This window comes from uncultured Pedobacter sp. (assembly GCF_913776295.1).
Lineage (GTDB): Bacteria > Bacteroidota > Bacteroidia > Sphingobacteriales > Sphingobacteriaceae > Pedobacter.
Genome location: NZ_CAJYOJ010000003.1, coordinates 1 through 18,846 on the forward strand (window position 1 = coordinate 1; position 18,846 = coordinate 18,846).

Annotated in this window: 15 protein-coding genes and 1 tRNA gene; 6 read left to right on the forward strand and 10 right to left on the reverse strand. The window is 39.0% G+C overall.

Annotation, left to right across the window (positions count from 1 at the left end; genetic code table 11):
* Nucleotides 1–305: 305 nt before the first annotated feature.
* The 3 genes from QZ738_RS00290 to QZ738_RS00300 form a co-directional block, all read right to left on the reverse strand.
* Complete coding sequence (locus QZ738_RS00290) at nucleotides 306–914, reverse strand: SprT-like domain-containing protein (RefSeq protein ID WP_293782788.1); 609 nt, start codon at nucleotides 912–914, stop codon at nucleotides 306–308.
* 209 nt (nucleotides 915–1,123) lie between these two features.
* Nucleotides 1,124–1,501: a GxxExxY protein gene (locus QZ738_RS00295; RefSeq protein ID WP_293782790.1), complete on the reverse strand. Its 378-nt coding sequence runs from the start codon at nucleotides 1,499–1,501 to the stop codon at nucleotides 1,124–1,126.
* Nucleotides 1,502–1,577: 76 nt separating this feature from the next.
* The gene (locus QZ738_RS00300) at nucleotides 1,578–3,848 is read right to left on the reverse strand and encodes a helix-turn-helix domain-containing protein (protein WP_293782792.1); all 2,271 of its coding nucleotides are present in this window, start codon (nucleotides 3,846–3,848) and stop codon (nucleotides 1,578–1,580) included.
* A 449-nt stretch (nucleotides 3,849–4,297) separates the two neighbouring features.
* On the opposite strand from QZ738_RS00300, the gene QZ738_RS00305 reads away from it, so the two are divergent.
* On the forward strand, nucleotides 4,298–5,881 hold the full coding sequence (locus QZ738_RS00305; RefSeq protein WP_293782794.1) for a peptide chain release factor 3: 1,584 nt from the start codon (nucleotides 4,298–4,300) through the stop codon (nucleotides 5,879–5,881).
* 139 nt (nucleotides 5,882–6,020) lie between these two features.
* On the opposite strand, the gene QZ738_RS00310 is transcribed toward QZ738_RS00305, so the two are convergent.
* Together QZ738_RS00310 and QZ738_RS00315 are read right to left on the reverse strand one after the other, a co-directional pair.
* Nucleotides 6,021–7,538, reverse strand: coding sequence for a glycoside hydrolase family 32 protein (locus QZ738_RS00310; RefSeq protein WP_293782796.1), 1,518 nt, complete (start codon nucleotides 7,536–7,538; stop codon nucleotides 6,021–6,023).
* A 68-nt stretch (nucleotides 7,539–7,606) separates the two neighbouring features.
* Nucleotides 7,607–8,647, reverse strand: coding sequence for a WYL domain-containing protein (locus tag QZ738_RS00315; protein ID WP_293782798.1), 1,041 nt, complete (start codon nucleotides 8,645–8,647; stop codon nucleotides 7,607–7,609).
* Between the two features lie 606 nt (nucleotides 8,648–9,253).
* On the opposite strand from QZ738_RS00315, the gene QZ738_RS00320 reads away from it, so the two are divergent.
* The 5 genes from QZ738_RS00320 (at nucleotide 9,254) to QZ738_RS00340 (ending at nucleotide 14,078) form a co-directional block, all read left to right on the forward strand.
* Nucleotides 9,254–9,312 (forward strand) — tRNA-OTHER (locus QZ738_RS00320).
* Nucleotides 9,313–9,671: 359 nt separating this feature from the next.
* Nucleotides 9,672–10,769: a slipin family protein gene (locus tag QZ738_RS00325; RefSeq protein ID WP_293782800.1), complete on the forward strand. Its 1,098-nt coding sequence runs from the start codon at nucleotides 9,672–9,674 to the stop codon at nucleotides 10,767–10,769.
* Nucleotides 10,770–10,829: 60 nt separating this feature from the next.
* Complete coding sequence (locus QZ738_RS00330; RefSeq protein ID WP_293782802.1) at nucleotides 10,830–11,591, forward strand: nucleotidyltransferase domain-containing protein; 762 nt, start codon at nucleotides 10,830–10,832, stop codon at nucleotides 11,589–11,591.
* Nucleotides 11,581–12,642, forward strand: coding sequence for a nucleotidyltransferase domain-containing protein (locus QZ738_RS00335; RefSeq protein WP_293782804.1), 1,062 nt, complete (start codon nucleotides 11,581–11,583; stop codon nucleotides 12,640–12,642). Before QZ738_RS00330 ends, QZ738_RS00335 begins: the two co-directional genes overlap by 11 nt.
* Before the next feature lie 11 nt (nucleotides 12,643–12,653).
* Nucleotides 12,654–14,078, forward strand: a complete 1,425-nt coding sequence (locus QZ738_RS00340) for an RtcB family protein (RefSeq protein ID WP_293782806.1) — start codon at nucleotides 12,654–12,656, stop codon at nucleotides 14,076–14,078.
* 408 nt (nucleotides 14,079–14,486) lie between these two features.
* Here the strand turns inward: QZ738_RS00340 and QZ738_RS00345 are convergent, their stop codons facing one another.
* The 5 genes from QZ738_RS00345 to argH all read right to left on the reverse strand — a co-directional run bounded on the left by QZ738_RS00345 (nucleotide 14,487) and on the right by argH (nucleotide 18,716).
* Nucleotides 14,487–14,627, reverse strand: a complete 141-nt coding sequence (locus QZ738_RS00345) for a hypothetical protein (protein ID WP_293782809.1) — start codon at nucleotides 14,625–14,627, stop codon at nucleotides 14,487–14,489.
* 323 nt (nucleotides 14,628–14,950) lie between these two features.
* Nucleotides 14,951–15,802 (reverse strand): hypothetical protein, encoded by an 852-nt coding sequence (locus tag QZ738_RS00350; RefSeq protein ID WP_293782811.1) that lies wholly within the window; start codon nucleotides 15,800–15,802, stop codon nucleotides 14,951–14,953.
* 71 nt (nucleotides 15,803–15,873) lie between these two features.
* Complete coding sequence (locus QZ738_RS00355) at nucleotides 15,874–17,127, reverse strand: aminotransferase class I/II-fold pyridoxal phosphate-dependent enzyme (RefSeq protein WP_293782813.1); 1,254 nt, start codon at nucleotides 17,125–17,127, stop codon at nucleotides 15,874–15,876.
* 54 nt (nucleotides 17,128–17,181) lie between these two features.
* On the reverse strand, nucleotides 17,182–17,364 hold the full coding sequence (locus tag QZ738_RS00360; RefSeq protein ID WP_293782816.1) for a hypothetical protein: 183 nt from the start codon (nucleotides 17,362–17,364) through the stop codon (nucleotides 17,182–17,184).
* A gap of 20 nt (nucleotides 17,365–17,384) precedes the next feature.
* On the reverse strand, nucleotides 17,385–18,716 hold the full coding sequence (argH, locus tag QZ738_RS00365; RefSeq protein WP_293782819.1) for an argininosuccinate lyase: 1,332 nt from the start codon (nucleotides 18,714–18,716) through the stop codon (nucleotides 17,385–17,387).
* Between the last annotated feature and the right edge of the window lie 130 nt (nucleotides 18,717–18,846).

Consider the following 18,846-nt stretch of genomic DNA (forward strand, 5'->3'; position numbering starts at 1 on the left):
TTTTCTTTCAAAGCCAGTAATAGGGCTTGGTCGGTGGAGTCCGAAAAATTTGTTAGGCCGGACTTAAGTAGAACGGAGACCCAGTGCGAAGGCCTTGTTGGATGGAAATGCATATTTCATAAGTGACTAATTATCAATTAATTAAAAGTTAACGTCAATGGTAGCGCAGCGAAGAATCTGTTTACTATCAATACTTCAAATGACGTTAACCTAATGATCTAAGGTATTTTCAATACGCAAAATGTAACTGCAGAGCTATGTTGCAAAAGATTCTTCATTGCATTCAGAATGACAGCAAATCAATATTATTCTATCACAAAAACCTCCGCCAAGGGATTAAACAGGTAAACCCGTTTATCATCTAAACAAACACAACGGTAACGTTTTCTGATCCGTTCGCCTTTGGTAAAACGACGGCCATCTTTGATTTTAAAGGTGGCATTAATTGGCAGTTGCTCTACGTGCAAGGTTTCGGTGGTATTGCTATCGTATTTTTTTAAGGCCCGCGATAAATGTAAGTCAGAACAGCTTGAAGCGGCTGGGTTCGACATATAGTTGTCTATCGCCTGATGGATATCCTGAGGAAAAATATTCATATCAAAAAAAGGAACCATCATCCTTTGAAAGTTTTTCTTCCATTCGGTTCCGTGTGGTTTTACCTTGTTCTTAAAATCATTCCAGGTTAACAAATGGGCAAATTCGTGTACCGTGGTAACCAGAAAAGCATAATGGTTGAGGTTAAAATTAACTGAAATACGATGGCCTTTACCACCGAAAGGGTGGCGGTAATCACCTAGTTTGGTAGAACGTGTTTTAGCGATTTTAAACTCGCATTGAAAATAATCAATCCATTTGGCAATTAGCGGTGCCGCTGGTTCAGGCATATACTGCGCTAAAACTTTAACTTTCTCCACGAATGCTAAGATAAATATTTTAAATTGTAACCAGAAAAGGCTTAAAGTTTAATGAAAACACAGATTTTATTCACATTTTTAACCACCGAGTGCATTGAGCTTGCACAGAGAAAAAGAGCGCATTTTGGGATAGATCGAATGAATCCTAAATGTATCATGATTTACATAAAATTTCAGCTAGAAGGTAGATTGAGTTTGCACAGAGAAAGTTAGTAACCATTCACTAGTCGCCTAATTCCATCTTTTAATCTTAGTACATTAAAATTCATTAAAAGGCCGAATCTATAACCACCCAATTTCATATACGTAAGGGTTTGTGCTAAATGAATATCCGTCAATCGTTCAATACTTTTCAATTCTAAAACCAATCTATCTTCTACCAGAATATCTATTCGATAACCACAATCCAATTTTATATCTTCAAAAACTAAAGGCATTATCTTTTCTTTCTCCACCCGAAAACCTGCATGATCAATTTTATAAAACAAACATTCCTTATAAGCATTTTCAAGTAAGCCTGGGCCAAGCGCCGTATGAACATCTATTGCCAGCCCAATAATGGTCCTTGTTAGTAAATCTTCTCCCATAACTTTGTGTCCTCTGTGCTTTAACTCTGTCTACTCGGTGGTAAAATGAACTCGCGCCTTTTGCGGTAAAAGCATGTTACTCTTCCGAAGGAAACAATGACGCCAGCACCATTTTTATCTCGCCGAAAGAATAATCTTTACCTAAAAACTCTCTGATGGTCGCCATCGATTTTGTTTTCTGGCTTTCAACAGCATCCGTAATATTCCGGATTTTATTAGCCTTTACCAGCTTTGTAACATCCAGTTGCTGCGTAGAAACATAGTAGGCTAAATGCCCCTCGATGGTTCCCAGTGATAAACCCCGCTCTTTTGCAATTTCATCTAATGTTTTACCGGCGTTATACCATTCAAAACTGATCAGTTTGGTATCAGGCTTTGGCTCTTTCTTTTTCTTCTCCGTTGCAGTTCTTACTTTTAGTGCCATACCTTTGAGGGTGATTGCCTTCTTCAATTTTGCTTCCCTCTCAACGGTGTTTAAAAGTGCATCGGTATCAGCTTTACTAAACTCTTTTCCATCAATAATCGCTTCGAGCAATGCCCTACTTTTATGAATTTTCTTTAACTGTTCATAAATCAAAATCTCCAGTTCAAGCAATTCGGTCAGGTAAGTTTTAACCTGTTTTTCTTCTTTTATGGCTTCAATTTGTGCTAAAAATTTATCCGATACCTCTCTAATTAACGGACTGAAATATTTTACCGCAGCCTGTACCCGCTTGGATACATTGAACAAAGTATGTTCGGTTTGCTGGGCGAACAAATTTTTAAGCTGATTGATAAAAGTATCGGCGGTGGCTGTAATTTTCTGGAAATCCTTATACAGCTCCATTGTCCAATCATCATAGCGTTGCTTGGTTGATTTAGCCTCACTTTTATCAAAAGTTTGCATGTGTTCTTTAAAATAATAGCGCACCAAATTCAGATCAAAAGCCGATAGCAGATAGGTCTTGATAAAATCATAACTTTCGGCACTAATCTGCTGGTTAAGCGCTTCAGCAGGCTGTTTGGTTTTAGAAAAATAATGGATGTTCTGGTCTTGCTGCAAACCACTTTCTCGCAGATGCGAGGTTAATACCAACCCCTTGAGTGACCTAAGGCGCGAAAGCGCCACATAAGCCTGCCCCGGCGCAAAAGCATCGCCGATATCGATAATGGCTTTATCAAAGGTTAAACCCTGACTTTTATGTACCGTAATGGCCCAGGCCAGCTTGATTGGATATTGCACAAAAGAACCGGCTACATTCTCTTCAATTTCATTAGTAGCCTCGTTGAGTTTATATTTTACGTTCTCCCAGGTATAAGGCGAAATCTGGATCACTGTATGATCTTCAGGCAATTCAATTTCGACCACATCTTTTTCGATGTGGTGCACCACACCTATTTTTCCATTGTAGTAACGTTTTTCGGCAGTCATATCGTTTTTAATAAACATAATCTGCGCACCAACTTTTAGTTCCAGACTTTTTTCGTTGGGATAAGCGTATTCGTTAAATTCGCCGGTTACCTTAGCTTCAAAAAAATATGATTTTGTTTTCAATTGGGTTAGTCTTTCCCTGTTAATGCTATCGGCCTTATGGTTATGAGTGGTTAAAGTGATGTAATTTTCATCAGCCGCAGGTTTAAAATCACGAATAAAATGCTTTTGCAATAATGCCGTGTCCTGTGGGGTAATCTGGTTGTTCCGCAGGTTATTCAACAGATCAATAAAAACAGCATCATCCTGGCGGTAAATTTTATCAAGCTCAATGTAAACCGGCGGATTATTCTGTAGTGCAAGTGCATCAAAAAAGTAAATACTTTTATAAAACCCGGCCATTACCCGCCATTCGTCGTTTTTAACCACGGGCGGCAACTGGTGCAAATCGCCAATAAACAAGAGCTGTACACCTCCGAACGGTACATTTTTACTTCTCCTGATATAGCGCAGTGCAAAATCAATGGCATCCAGCATATCAGCCCGCAGCATACTTACCTCATCAATCACCAACAGTTCCAGCTCCTGGATGAGGCGTCTTTTATTGCCCTGCATGTTTAAATGCTTGACCAGCGTACGAGGGGTATTAAAGTTAAAGGAGATTTGCTGATTGATGATATTTCCAGCCGCATCAGGGAAAAAAGCACCAAAAGGCAGCTGAAAAAGGGAATGTATAGTTACCCCGGCAGCGTTAATGGCCGCTATACCTGTTGGTGCGCAAATGATCGCCTTTTTATGCGTAAGCTGAATCAGTTTGCGTAAAAAGGTCGTTTTACCTGTTCCCGCTTTTCCTGTTAAAAAAACGTGTTTAGAGGTATAATTCACAAATTTAGCCGCGATCTCAGCGGGCATAGAAGTTTCTTCTAATGTAGGCATCTGCAATAAAATTTTAGTTTGCTAAATCAGGGAGGATAAATAAAGCTAAACATTTTAGCACAAAACTAAAGAATGATTAATGAGAAATTTTAATTTTAGGCTGATATTTTTTGGTCAGAATCTTTAATTAATCAATAATTTCTTAATTGTGGAACTCAAAAACCTGAATAGAATGACTACAGAATGAGCATAAACCTGACAGGAACGGCAGCCTCCGATTTCTCCAATCGGAGCTATAGTGGATGGCAGGGCTGTAACAACAAAAGAACCACTGCCACTGCTTTTCAATCTTAAAAATTGCAATCAGTTTTCAATTAAACAATTAACCACTTAAAACAGTTAACCAAATTCCCTATCTTTGCAGCCTGATGAAACAACAATATTCAAATCTTATCGCTGTTAAATTCCTTTAACAAGGTTTCATCATCTTTTATATCCAAAATTTTATTATGCTTAACCCTGAAATAGAAAAACGTAAAACCTTTGCCATTATTAGCCACCCCGATGCCGGTAAAACCACGCTGACAGAAAAGTTTCTGCTGTTTGGCGGTGCGATCAATACGGCTGGTGCGGTAAAAAGAAATAAGGCCAACCAGAGCAATACCTCCGATTTTATGGAGATTGAAAAGCAAAGGGGCATCTCTGTTGCCACCTCGGTAATGGGTTTCGAATACAGTGGTAAACGTATCAATATTCTGGATACACCTGGTCACAAAGACTTCGCCGAGGATACTTACCGTACGCTATCTGCTGTGGATAGTGTAATTTTGGTAGTCGACTGTGTAAAGGGTGTGGAGGAACAGACCGAGAAGCTCATGTCTGTTTGCCGCATGCGGAACACGCCTGTGATTATCTTCATCAACAAAATGGACCGGGAAGGTAAAGAGGCTTATGATTTATTGGATGAAATTGAAGAAAAATTGAACATCAGTTTATGCCCACTTTCATGGCCTATTGGGCAGGGACATACTTTTAAAGGCGTTTATAGCATTTATAACAAGCATTTAAATTTATTTAATTCTGATAAAACCAAAGTGACTGATTCGGTTATTGCCGTTAATGACCTAAACGATAACTCGCTGCTGGATTACCTGAAAGAAAGCGAGATCAATACTTTAAAAGATGATGTTGAACTGGTTGATGGTATTTACGGCAAAATTGATAAAGATTTATATACAGAAGGTTTAGTTGCACCTGTTTTTTTTGGCAGCGCGATTAACAATTTCGGGATTAAAGAGCTTTTAGACACCTTTATAGATATCGCACCAAGCCCTCGTCACCGTGAAGCCGAAGAACGCGATGTGTTGGTAGAAGAAAAAAACTTTAGCGGTTTTGTATTTAAAATTCACGCCAATTTAGATCCTAAACATCGCGATCGGATTGCCTTTTTGAGGATTTGCTCTGGTAAATTTGAGCGCAATAAATTCTATTACCACACGCGCCAGGACAAAAAACTGAAATTCTCTAATCCGATGGATTTTATGGCCAATGAGAAAAGTATTGTTGAAGAGGCCTGGCCAGGTGATGTGGTGGGTTTATACGATAGCGGAAACTTCAAAATTGGCGATACTTTAACGGAAGGTGAAAAACTGCAGTTTAAAGGAATTCCAAGCTTCTCTCCATCTATTTTTAAAGAGGTGGAAAACATGGACCCAATGCGTACCAAACAATTGGAAAAAGGTATTGAGCAGTTAACTGATGAAGGTGTGGCACAATTGTTCGTGATGCAGCCGGGCAACCGGAAAGTAATTGGTGCGGTGGGCGAGCTTCAGTTTGAGGTGATCAACTTCCGTTTAGAACATGAATATGGTGCAAAATGCCGTTTCCGCACATTAAGTTATACCCGTTCTAGCTGGGTAACTTCAGCAGACAAAAAGAAACTGGATGAGTTTGTAAAACGCAAACAACAACACATCGGCTTTGATAAAGAGGCAAACCCGGTTTACCTGTCGGATAGTGAGTACATGATTAATTTAACCAAACAGGATTATCCTGATATCGATTTCCATAAGACGAGCGAGTTTAAGAGTTAGTTTTTGATTCGGCGTCTGAGCAGACTTCTGTCTTTGCGAGAAGGCTTTTTCAGCCCACGAAGCAATCTTTACAGGAACAATCGTTAGCTTGAAAGATTGCTTCGTCGTTCCTCCTCGCAATGACGATTAGTGCTAATTATCATTCCCTACTCAAATCCCAGATTTTTAAACCGCTTAGCATACTTTTTCCATCTTTTGAGAATGCCGTAATCCCGGTTGCCTTTTCATCGGGAAAAATCATGGTCGAAATCACCTTTTCACCGTCATTACCAAAAACTTCAAGCGATGATTGATCAATCAGGATTTGCATTTTCACTTTACCACCAACAGGATTTATTCTGGCCGTTTGAATAATATTTTTCTCGTTTTTGATACCCGTTTCTGATCGCGAACAGTCGACGTAAAGTTCATTTTTGCCGGCCTGATAGCCTACTTCAATTTCTTTAATCACTTTTCCTTGCTCATCTTTTAATTGGGCCAGCTTAAAGCCCGCACTTTTAACATCATGCAGATCAAACTCTGCTTCAATCCAGTTTGCATTTGTGATTTCACCCAGTTTCATTTCGCCACCAACAACCAGATTCTGTTTGGAAATTATTCGGTTTCGTGCAAGTTTTTTAAGGTTACCCGCAATAACCGAACTCGGCTGTTGAAACAGTCTTACTCCATTCGGCGTAGTTTTTAAGGCTAAATCTCTTGGAATAGACATCTGTCCTTTCCAGGGAACGGTTTCTTTACCCCCTGGCTGCAACCAGCCCAAGAGGATGCGCTTATCATTTGGTGCGCTATTCCACGGAATAGCGGCATAAAACGAATCTCCATCATCAACCAGCAAAGTTAATTGCGCATCGTTATCATTTTTAAAAGTTTTGCCGTCAAAATCACCTACAAAATACTGCATGGTTGGACCTTTCGGCCCAAAGAGCGAAATCATGAGTACCCATTTGGTATTGTTCTTATCTCCATCAACCGCCAACGGAATGATAAAAGGGCATTCCCAACCGCTACCCTGATTGCCTTGTTTACCAAAATCGCTCAGCATCGTCCAGTCTGTCAGGTTTTTCGAACCATAAAACCGGACCTGATGTTCATCAACCATCGCCACCGTCATGATCCATTGTTTAGACGCTTCATGCCACCACACGTTTGGATCGCGGAAGTCTTTTTTATCCAAATCGATGATGGGATTTTTCGCATAATTGGTAAAAGTTAAACCACCATCGTTGCTGTAGGCCATATACTGCGATTCGTTACGTTGTTTAGGTAAATCAGCCGTGTAAAATGCGAGAATCGGTGCTCTACCCTTCCCTAAACCACTCACATTTTGTTTATCCAGAACTGCAGAACCAGAGAAAATCATGGTAGTGGTATCTTTTGTGATTTTCTCGTGAATGGCAACCGGAAGATGCTTCCAGTTGACCAGGTCTTTACTTTTTGCATGCCCCCAGCTCATATGTCCCCATTTATTTTCGAATGGATTGTACTGGTAATACAAATGATATTCGCCATTGAGATAAATTAATCCGTTAGGGTCATTAAGCCAGTTAGTTGGTGCTGTAAAATGGTAACTGGGTCGCCATTGCGGGGTAGCTTGCTGTGCAAATACGCCTAAAGAACAAGTCATCAGGATAGATAAGATATATTTGGTTCTGCTCATTTTGGTTATTAAGCCCTTAATGTACAAATAAGAACCCAAATAGTAAAACGTTTAACCCATTGTAATTCTTAAGTCTTCGTCTCTTGTTTTTCGTCAGTTATGTCATATTGTTTGTAGGTCTGTTCTAAACGGCGTTTGATCTTAGCAATCAGCAACCTTGGCGACCGCACTTTAACACACTCCCCAAAACCTAAGATTTCGCGCTCCAGTTCATAATTCAGCACAACATCAATCCTGATCGTAGTCGTACTGGCATTTTTATTTAACACCACCTGCGAAGTGTGTAAAGGTTTGGTCATGACATAAGGGGCATGGTCATTCGTAAATTCCAGAATCACTTTTTGTGGCCGGTCTCTTTCGCTTTTGGTTACCCCAATTAAATCATCATAATAACGATCGAAATCTACTCCTTCATACGCGACAAAAGTTTCATTTGGCAATTCCTGAAATTCAACAATACGATCCAAGGCCAGATTTAAGATTCCAGGCCGTTTTTTAGCCTTACAGATCAAAAACCACCGATTGCGATACTCTTTTAACAGGTATGGAAAATAAATGCCCTGCTGGGCCTGTTGTGCCTTGAATGATTTATATTCAATCAATAGTGAACGTTTATTTAGAACCGCCTGGTAAAGCGGCGGGATACATTCCAGCCCTTTCACCAGCTTATTGCTTTCCAACTGGATGTTGTTACCACTCTGTTTGGTCGATTTGTAAAGGTTGTTCTCTAAACGGGCAATCATATCGCTCATCTCGTCGAAGTAATTGAAGGCATTAAACTGCTTGAGTACGCCCACAATTTCTTTCATTTTATCTACATCGGCATGGTTAATGGGTGCTTTTGTAATGCTGAACCCAGGATCTTCGTAAGCGTAAAACCGTTTATCCTTAACTATAATAGGCGCATTGTAACCCAGCTTATCGCTTCGCATCAGCTGAATATCGGCCTGTATGGTCCGCTTACTTACTCCACTGGTAATGCCTTCCAACTCATAAAGGGTTTCGGCAACCTTTTCAATCAGATCATCAAGCGTCCATTTGCGAAAGCGGTTTCGCAAACAATCGTCGATGGTTTTGTAACGGATAAGGGCTAATTTATTGATGGCCATTTTGTCGGTTTTACGATCGAAGTTAAAAATCTGGCATTTAAGTCTCTGTTAAAGATAACTAAGTTTCATAAAACTACGCAATACAATTGCGCAATTGGGCGACAAAAACACAAATTCAATCGAAAATTAAATTTTATTAAACTAAAAATCAATCAGTTAAATAAAATTCATTTAAAAACTTCCAACTGCGCAATTCCTCCGCGCAGGGCTGGTGGCATCTTTGTCATGTCGCCAGTCGGTGATGAAGTTCTTTGAAAAATATTAATAATAAACAACTGATTTACAGCAAAAGTAAACTGTTTGAATAATACGCGCTCTCATGGGTACTACTCAATTTCCGAGTAGTACTTTATACGAAGCCCCCTGTTCCGGATCTGCGGAACAGGGTTAACGGCAGCATTTAAACAGTTTGAGTAAATCAGTACATAAAGAAATTCCGGTTAATAACCGGAATGGCAACACTACCCCAAAATGATCCCTGTTGACGGTTTCTGTATAGCCCCAAAGTATTTATGCAATAGCATGAAATATACTGGTCAGGATGGTGATAGTTTTGTCTGAACACGTTGTGTGCCGTGGGTTCGAATCCCACTTTCGGAGCAATCCGGAATAGCTCAGTTGGTTAGAGCAACAACCCCAAAGTGCAGGTTCGAATCCTGCTTCCAACTCAACCTTGGAATCGCATAAGGGTAGTGCAATGGATTTAGGTTCCATCTTAAAAGAAGAGATACTTCAAATTTCTCATGGATTAGCCTGTAAAACCACATTCTGCTTAACGGTTCTTTTATGTTCCTGAAAGGCAAATTTGCTTTTGCTTTGAAAATAAAACGATGAACGAACTGATTTAAAAGTCAGGTTATTTTAAACGTTAGAATCAATCCCCGGATTTCAGCTAACTGAAAAAATAATTTCACTCTTAAACACATCAGGATTCAATTTATTTCCGCAAAAACCAAATGAATGTGCTTTTACAAGGCTTTGTAAGCAAAACAATTAAATAATTATAAATCTTAACATCAAAAAAATGAAAAGAGTAACCATTAACACCAATGATGTTGGATTGGTGTTTAAAAGAGGAAAATTAAAAAGCGTACTGACATCAGGAACTTACTGGTTAGGTTTTGGAGAAGATATCAATTTGTACGACATGGGAAAAGACTATTTTTTCACCCTAGCAGAATTAGAAGTGCTGTTAACAAACACTGATTTTATTAACCTGGTGCATGTGGTAGATATAGCCGATAACGAGCTGGCACTGGTTTACCGAAACGGAAATTTCAAAAGTCTTTTAACTGCGGGCAAGCATGCCATCTGGAAAGGTTTGTCTGCATATCACTTTGTAAAAGTTAATATTAGTAACATCAACATTGATGAGACGATCGATAAAAATTTATTAGAGAAAGTACCATTGTTAAATTATATCAGGGCTTATAAGGTGGAGTCATTTGAAAAAGCCTTATTATTTATTGATGGCAAATTTGAAAAGGTGATGGAAGCCGGAAACTATGTTTACTGGAAAAATGCGATTAATATCCAGGTTTTAAAAACCGATATGAGACAATTGAACATGGAAATTATCGGCCAGGAAATCTTAACAAAGGATAAGGCACAATTGAGGGTAAACTTCAGTATTCAATATAAGGTTGATGACATCATAAAAGCATTATTGGAAAACAAAGATTTTGATAAACAATTGTACATTACCATGCAATTGGCCTTAAGAGAGTCGGTTGGTTTGATGACTTTTGATGAATTGATGGAAAGTAAGGAGAGAATTGCCAAACAAGTAATGGATTTAACCTTGGCTAAAGCAGCCGATTTGGGTGTAAAATTAACAAATTGTGGTGTTAAAGATATTATTTTGCCAGGCGATGTGAAAGAGATTATGAACCAGGTTTTAGTTGCCGAAAAAAAGGCACAAGCCAATATCATTACCAGAAGAGAAGAAACGGCCTCCACCAGAAGTCTACTGAACACCGCCAAATTAATGGAAGAAAATTCGATGTTGTATAAGCTGAAAGAGATGGAGTACGTGGAGAAGATCGCGGAAAAGATCAATAACATCAGTTTATCGGGCAGCGGCCAAATTGTGGATCAATTGAAGCAAATCTTTGTAAAATAAATTAAATTTAGAAGCCCCTGGCAGGTGAATGTTTCCTGCCAGGGATTAATGAGGAATAAAATGAAAAACACCATCATAAACAAGCTTGCAGAAATAGAAAAGGCAAATGGGATCAAGATATTATTTGCCTGCGAATCAGGTAGCCGGGGATGGGAATTTCCGTCACCAGACAGCGATTTTGATGTGCGTTTTATTTACGTACGCCAGATTAACCACTATCTCTCTATTTCAGAAAAGAGTGATCAATTGGGTTTTCCTATCAACGATGAACTTGATATTTACGGTTGGGATTTAAAGAAGGTACTGAAACTAATCCGAAAATCGAATACTACACCGTTTGAGTGGCTACAATCGCCTATTGTGTATGAAGAACAAGATCATTTCAGAAATGAATTATGGACATTGTGCCAGTCGTATTTTAATCAAAAAACAAATATTAACCACTATTTAGGAATAGCACATGGCGCATTGGAAACTGTTATAAATGGCGACGAAATCAAGATCAAAAAGCTGTTTTACATACTCCGTCCTTTGCTTTCTGCAAAGTGGTGTTTAGAGAAAAATGCGATTGCTCCAATGACCATTGGTCCACTTTTAAACTTAATGCCTGAGCACCTTCGAACATTGGTTAAAGATCTGATTATATTAAAATCTACTTCTGCTGAGGCATTTATAATCCAAATAGACCCAAAATTGCGCATATACATTGATGATGAATTTAAAAGTTGTGCTGAAAGAGCTAAAGCTCTGCCCAAACAGAGTTTTGATACAGAAATGCTTGATGCCTTCTTTAGAAGTACTATAAACCGTTATGACAATTAAAGATTTAAAGGATCAAAAACTGCTTTTATTTGAATGTTTAAGCGGCAGCAAGGCTTACGGATTGGATATGCCTCAATCAGATACTGACATTAAAGGGATATATTATATGCCGAAAGAAATGTTTTTTGGATTGAAGTATATTCCACAAATCAGCAATGAAAGTAATGATGAGGTTTATTATGAAATTGGTCGTTTTATAGAATTACTAATAAAGAATAATCCAAACATCCTGGAGATTTTAGCAACTCCTGAAGATTGCATTTTATATAAGCATCCAGTAATGGATAAATTAAATATTACGATGCCCTTATCCAAATTATGCAAAGATACCTTCGGCGGATATGCGTTAACGCAGATTAGAAAGGCGAAAGGATTAAACAAAAAAATATTAAACCCAATGCCTAAAACACGGAAAACAATATTGGATTTTTGTTTCATCACAGTAAACCATTCATCTGTAAGAGCAAAAACCTGGTTTGCAAAAAACAGTATTCCGCAAGCTAACTGTGGATTGTCAAAAATTCCCAATGCTAAGGATCTCTATGCCTTGTTTTATGATGAAGAGAAGAAGTTGAATTACAAAGGGATTGCCAACAAGGAAGCGGCAAATGACGTTTCTATCTCATCAATTCCCACAGGAGAACATGAAATTGCTTATTTCTTCTTCAATAAAGATAGCTATTCGTCTTACTGTAAGGAATATAATGAATATTGGGAATGGGTAGAAAAACGAAATGAGGATCGGTATCGTTTAAATAAAAACCACGGTAAGGATTATGATTCAAAAAACATGATGCATACCATTAGGCTATTACAAGTGGCACTTGAAATTGTTCGAGATGGAGAATTAAATGTTAAAAGGCCAAACCGTGAAGAGTTGCTCACGATCAAGAGAGGGGAGCTCGATTACGATGAAGTATTAAAAAAAGCAGAATTTCTAATGGAACAAATTGAACAAGAAACGATTAAAAGCAAGCTTATGGATAAACCAGATGCAAGCTTAATAGAATCTTTACTTGTTGAAATGAGATCAGAACTCTATGCTGATTAAAAAAACGAAAAATGAAAAACAACTTAACAGGTAACCACCTGATCGAAATAGGTTACTCCGAAGGAAAAATACTGGGTCTGGCCTTAGATACTTTGAAAACAAATTTTTTAGCCATTGAAGAAGAAGAATTGCTGGCTTTGTTTAAAAAAGTAAAAGATTATCCCGAAAGTTTTCTGGATGATCCGGTTTTAAAGCCATTGGCAACAGCCATGATTGAAGAAGCCAATGCGCCAAAAGACGAAACCATCGCCCTTGTAAATGATGCAAAACCCTATGCCATATTTGGCCCTGATTACATTGAAGAAGGCGCCAGGAACCAGATGGATATCGCCATGAAATTGCCGGTATCGGTTGCTGGTGCTTTAATGCCCGATGCACACCAGGGTTACGGCCTGCCAATCGGAGGTGTACTGGCTACCAAAAATGCCATTATTCCTTATGGAGTCGGTGTTGATATTGGTTGCCGAATGGCGCTGAGTATTTTTGATATCCCAGAGAAGCATTATTTTGGTAAGGATGCCATGTACAAACGCGAGTTGATTGCTTTTACAAAATTCGGAGCCGGGAGGGAGTTTAGAGGTCTGGAAAAAGCCGAACACGAAGTATTGGATAGCGAAGCTTTTACTTCAACTAACTTCCTTAAAAACCTGCATGGAAAAGCCTGGGCGCAATTAGGTACATCTGGCGGTGGTAACCATTTCGTAGAATGGGGGATTATTGATTTTGCCGAACGCGATGAGGTTTTAAATATCGATAAAGGTCGTTACGTGGCTTTATTAACCCACTCCGGTTCACGTGGCTTGGGCGCAACCATTGCCGGTCATTATACTAAACTGGCCAAAGAGATTTGTAAACTTCCAAAAGAGGCTGCAAACCTGGCTTATTTGGATCTGGATACCGCCGAAGGACAAGAATACTGGATTGCCATGAACTTAGCTGGCGATTATGCCTCTGCCTGTCATGAAGTAATCCATAAAAGGTTAACCAAAGCCATTGGTGCAAAAGTTTTAGCCAAGGTAGAAAACCACCATAATTTTGCCTGGAAAGAGTTGATCAATGGCGAGGAGGTAATTGTTCACCGTAAAGGTGCTACGCCCGCTGGAAAAGGGGTGATGGGGATTATCCCGGGAAGTATGACTGCCCCAGGATTTTTGGTGAGAGGGAAAGGCGAAACCAGCGCCATCAATTCGGCTTCGCATGGCGCGGGTAGACAAATGAGCAGAACGAAAGCGATTCAATCGATTACCAAATCGGATATGAAAGCGATTTTGAAAGATCATAATGTGACTTTAATTGGCGCAGGTATAGATGAAGCTCCAATGGCTTATAAAGACATCCATAAAGTAATGGCAGCACAAACTGAACTGGTTGACGTGATCGCTAAATTCGAACCTAAAATGGTCAGAATGGCTGATGATGGAAGCAGGGAGGATTAGTTTCGAGTTCGGAGCTGGGAGTTTGGAGTCCTTGGTCCTCAGTCGTCAGTCTAAAACCTAATAACCTCGTTGGTTTTCAAACCTTCGAGGTTTTTTATGTTGTTGGAATAAAAAATTAGAAAAACATGGGTTCTTGCGTATTGTCCCAAAAGAAAAGAACTTCTATTCGATCGGGTTTGACTTCATAAAATACAGAAGAAAGCTTTTTAATTAATCCTTGTCGGATGTTAGGATCAAATTCAGTTTGTTTATAAATGAACGGTGAATAGCCGATTAATTCTAGTGTTTTAATGGTATTCTTTTTAAAATCAGTTAATGCTTTTGCCCCTAATCTTTCATTTATCTAAGCACAGATTGACTCAAAAGTTTTTAATGCTGTTTCTGATATGACTACAGGCAGGGGTGCCATCAGATTGTAGAGATTTTATCTTTAAATTCTGCTAAAGAAAAACTTCTACCTGCTTTGATATCATCTTGTCCTTTTCTTATTCCTGACTCAACATGCTCAGGCAAGGCATCCTTCTTTTTAATTTCATAAGGAACATCCAAAGCTTTAAGAAATGCCTTTAAAGCCTTTTATTTTATCCGGGTGTACAAGGTAAGTTTCCATATCAATTTGATTTTAAACTAATATACAAATTTAAAGATTATTAACCTGAGTTTCTCGCTATTATTTGCAGCAAGTATCTACTTTTTATAGCTTCTAAGTTAGGAGTCGCGTCATGCTGATCCGATAGCAATCGGATTTATTTCAGCATCCTTTATCAAGCATAGACCCTGAAATATATTAGCTTAGGTTAGCTCAGTAAGGCTCGATTCAGGGTGACGACAGTTTCTTGAATATATCTTCTGAAAAGTTCAGATTCTTTTAATTAAACATTAGCGTTCTGAAGCGGATAAAATTTTAGGATACTTGTTAATTTTTTATCTTTCGCCTTTCCTGTAGGGTTTGACACATTTACCACGCTGATGTACTTAACTGGATCACCAATAGATTCAAAAATCAGTACTTCGGAATAATCAGTTGCATTTATTAATGAAGGCTGATCCTGTAAAACCGTAAAATTTCGCTGATTTAATGCTTCTAAAATTGTTTCTTTATTTTCTACCAGAGGAATGCGATGGCTAATTTTCCGCCTTTTCATCCAATCATCATTAATTTCAGAATAAGGATAAATAACCCGACCATTCAAAACACCATATACAGCCCCATCGATAATCACCAAAAATTCCCCCGCCCAAATGATCCATAATAATACACCGCTAACTGTGCCTGTACCCTGGATGCGGAATGTACCGATTTCGTTCAGGTTAATAATTTCCTGGGCGAGAATATGTGGGTGCGTAAAAAGGAAAACGAAATCCTGAGCCAAAAACTTTAAATCATTGCCATTCAGGTTAAAAGTAAAACCTTTCCTGCTATAAGCTATGGCATCAAACAATACCCATTGGATATAAAAGGCAAATAATCCACAAAAGATGGCAATAATGGTAACGATTTTTTTATTCCGGAGTTTTCCGATCTTAACACCAAGATCAATAAAAAATCCTAAACCCAGGCCTAGAAGCAAAGCGATAATGGCAATGAACCAAATATTGGGAATAAGCCTTCCGAGGATAATGTAGAAAACCGGAAGAATGAATGATGCCAATATGCCAATGGCAAGTGTAGTCAGAATAGCTGATGTCGAAGCGTAACCTTGAGGGGTGTATCTGGGTTCCATAAAAGCGTGAAATGAGATTTTTTATTTGAACACTCCACCATCTGATTTGTTTGATGAAGTGTTCAGATTCTCTATTTCAATTTGCTTAAAGCCAGTTTTATTCTAGGTAGCATATCTTTTATATCCTGTAAAGTACAAGCCCCTACTGATGCCCTGAACCAAGGCATACCTGGCTCATTTCCGAATGCAGAAAAAGGTACCAAAGCGGCCCCCGCCTCTTTGATCAAATAAAAGTTAACATCTGCACTATCTTTTAAAAGCTGACCATCTTCGGTCGTTTTACCGATGTAATCAATTTTGATCGTCAGGTAAATGGCACCCATCGGCTCCACTGCGTCTACATTAAAACCTTCAGCTTTTAAATCGTTGAAGCCTTTATAAAGCGCGTTTAAGCTGTCTTGTATCTGTGCTTTAAAACCGGTTAAGAATTTATCAACCTGCGGCTTATTGTTAAAATAGTCAGACATGGCAATCTGCTCTGCTTTTGGCGCCCAGGCACCCATGTGGCCTACCAGTGCTTTCATCCGGTTTACGATATCCTCCGGGCCAAATCCCCAGCCCACACGTACACCTGTTGCAGCAAGGCATTTAGAACTACCATCCACAAAAATGGTAAATGGTTTCATTTCCGGACGTAGTGAAACTGGATTTACATGTTCTTTATCAAAAGTTAAAAGCGAATAAATCTGATCGTACATCAGGTAAAGTGGTTTTTCATCAGCACCTCTGGTTGCATTTTCTTCCAAAACCGCATCACAAATCTCAGCCAAAGCATCAGCATCGAACATGGTACCTGTTGGATTTAAAGGCGAACATAATGCCAATAAAGTTGCACCTTTTAAATGCGGTTTTAACTGGGCTGCAGTTGGCATAAAATGATGGGCTGCATCGGTTTCAACTGCTATGGCATTTGCGGATGTTAAATGGCAATAATGGTTATTATTCCATGATGGCGCAGGAAAAACCACCGCATCACCCGGATCAATTAATGCCAGAAAAGTAGCGTAAATTAAAGGACGTGAGCCACCTGAAACCAAAATACTATTGGTATTGTATTCTAGTCCGAATCTGTCTTTCAACAATTCCGAAACCGTTTCCCGTAAAGGCAAAACACCATCAGCAGGCGGATAATTGGTTTGGTTGGCATTGTAGGCTTCCACAATCCCAGCTTTTAACTCAGTTGGTATTGGGTAAATATTCGAATCGAAATCGCCAATGGTCAGGTTAGCAATCGATGCGCCTTTGCGCTTCATTTCGTTAACTTCATTACCAATTTTTATAATCTCTGAGCCTATTAATGAGTTGGCTATTACTGAAACTTTCATTTATTTGTATATTGAATGCTGATAACCAGCACATTTATAATGCTTTAATTAATTTTAAATATCCTTTAAGCTTAGTCGTTTTCTTTGCTGCATTTCTTTAAGCTCTCTTAAGGCTTCAGCAATTTCAGCTGTTATATCGCTCGTTGGTTCTGATTTAACTTTTACACCAATATTGTTAAGCGGTTCTTTAACAAAACCTTTGTCCTTATTCTTAATTTCTATTGGCAAAGTCGTCATAATTACAAATTTATCAAGTTCTATCTAACCAAATCTGCTATTGCTTTATTCACCTTTTCAAAACCAAACTGTGCGAGTACAGCGTTCATGGTATCGGTAATCTGCTCGTTACACAGGTTGCCTATACTTCCCTCATGCGTATGGTGTATTTGGTTAGATGGTGCAAATGTACCATTTTCAATCTGCTCACCAACTATTTTGTAAGCTTCTCTAAAAGAAATACCCTTTAAGGCAAGTTCATTAACCACTTCAACACTAAACAGGTAATCGTACTTTTTATCCTTTAAAATATCATCCTTTATGGTGATGTTCTGGAACATAAAAGTGGCGATTTCCAGGCACTCATTAAGCGAAGTAATGGCTGGAAAAAGATTTTCCTTTAATAACTGTAAATCTCGGTGATAGCCAGATGGCAGATTGGTAATCATCATGGCAATTTCATTTGGCAAAGCCTGAATTTTATTGCAACGCGAACGGATGAGTTCGAAAACATCAGGATTTTTTTTATGTGGCATAATGCTCGAGCCTGTTGTCAATTCAGGTGGAAAACTGATGAAGCCAAAATTCTGGTTGATGAAGAGGCAAACATCCATGGCCATTTTTGCAAGCGTTGCGGCAACTGCGCTCATGGCCTGTGCCAGGATTCTTTCGGTTTTACCGCGTCCCATTTGTGCATAAACCACATTGTAGTTTAAGCTTTCAAAACCCAACAATTGGGTCGTTAACGTTCTGTTTAATGGGAATGATGAGCCATAACCTGCAGCAGAACCCAGTGGATTTTTATTGGTAATTTTCCAGGCGGCAAGCATCAGTTCCATATCCTCTGCAAGGCTTTCGGCATAGGCGCCAAACCACAAACCAAATGATGATGGCATGGCAATCTGCAGATGCGTATAACCTGGCAATAATTTATCTTTATGGGCATTGCTCAGCTCGATCAACTGATTAAACAAAGTAGCCGTCTGTTTAACCATATCTTCAATGCAGGCACGGAAAAATAGTTTTAAATCAACCAAAACCTGATCGTTACGTGAACGCCCGCTGTGGATTTTTTTGCCTGCTTCGCCAATGCGCTGGGTAAGCAACCACTCTACCTGCGAGTGTACGTCTTCAACCGTATCTTCGATGCTAAAATTACCGGCTTCAATCTCAGCGTAAATATTTTTAAGTTCCTGCTGAATGGTTTTTAATTCCTCTGCAGTAAGCAAATTAATGCTTTCCAACATTTCAGTATGCGCCAGTGACCCCAGCACGTCAAACTTTGCCATTTGCAGATCGAGTTCGCGGTCTTTACCTACGGTAAAATGTTCTACAAACTGATTAACATCAATATTTTTTTGCCAAATTTTCATTTTAATTTATTTAACCGCAAAGGGCGCCAGGCTTTTCGCAAAGCGCGCAAAGCTCTTCTATTTCTACTAAAGCGTTCACTGAGTTTCACAAAGCACACCAGGCATTCAAACATTCAAGTCAGGCACCCAA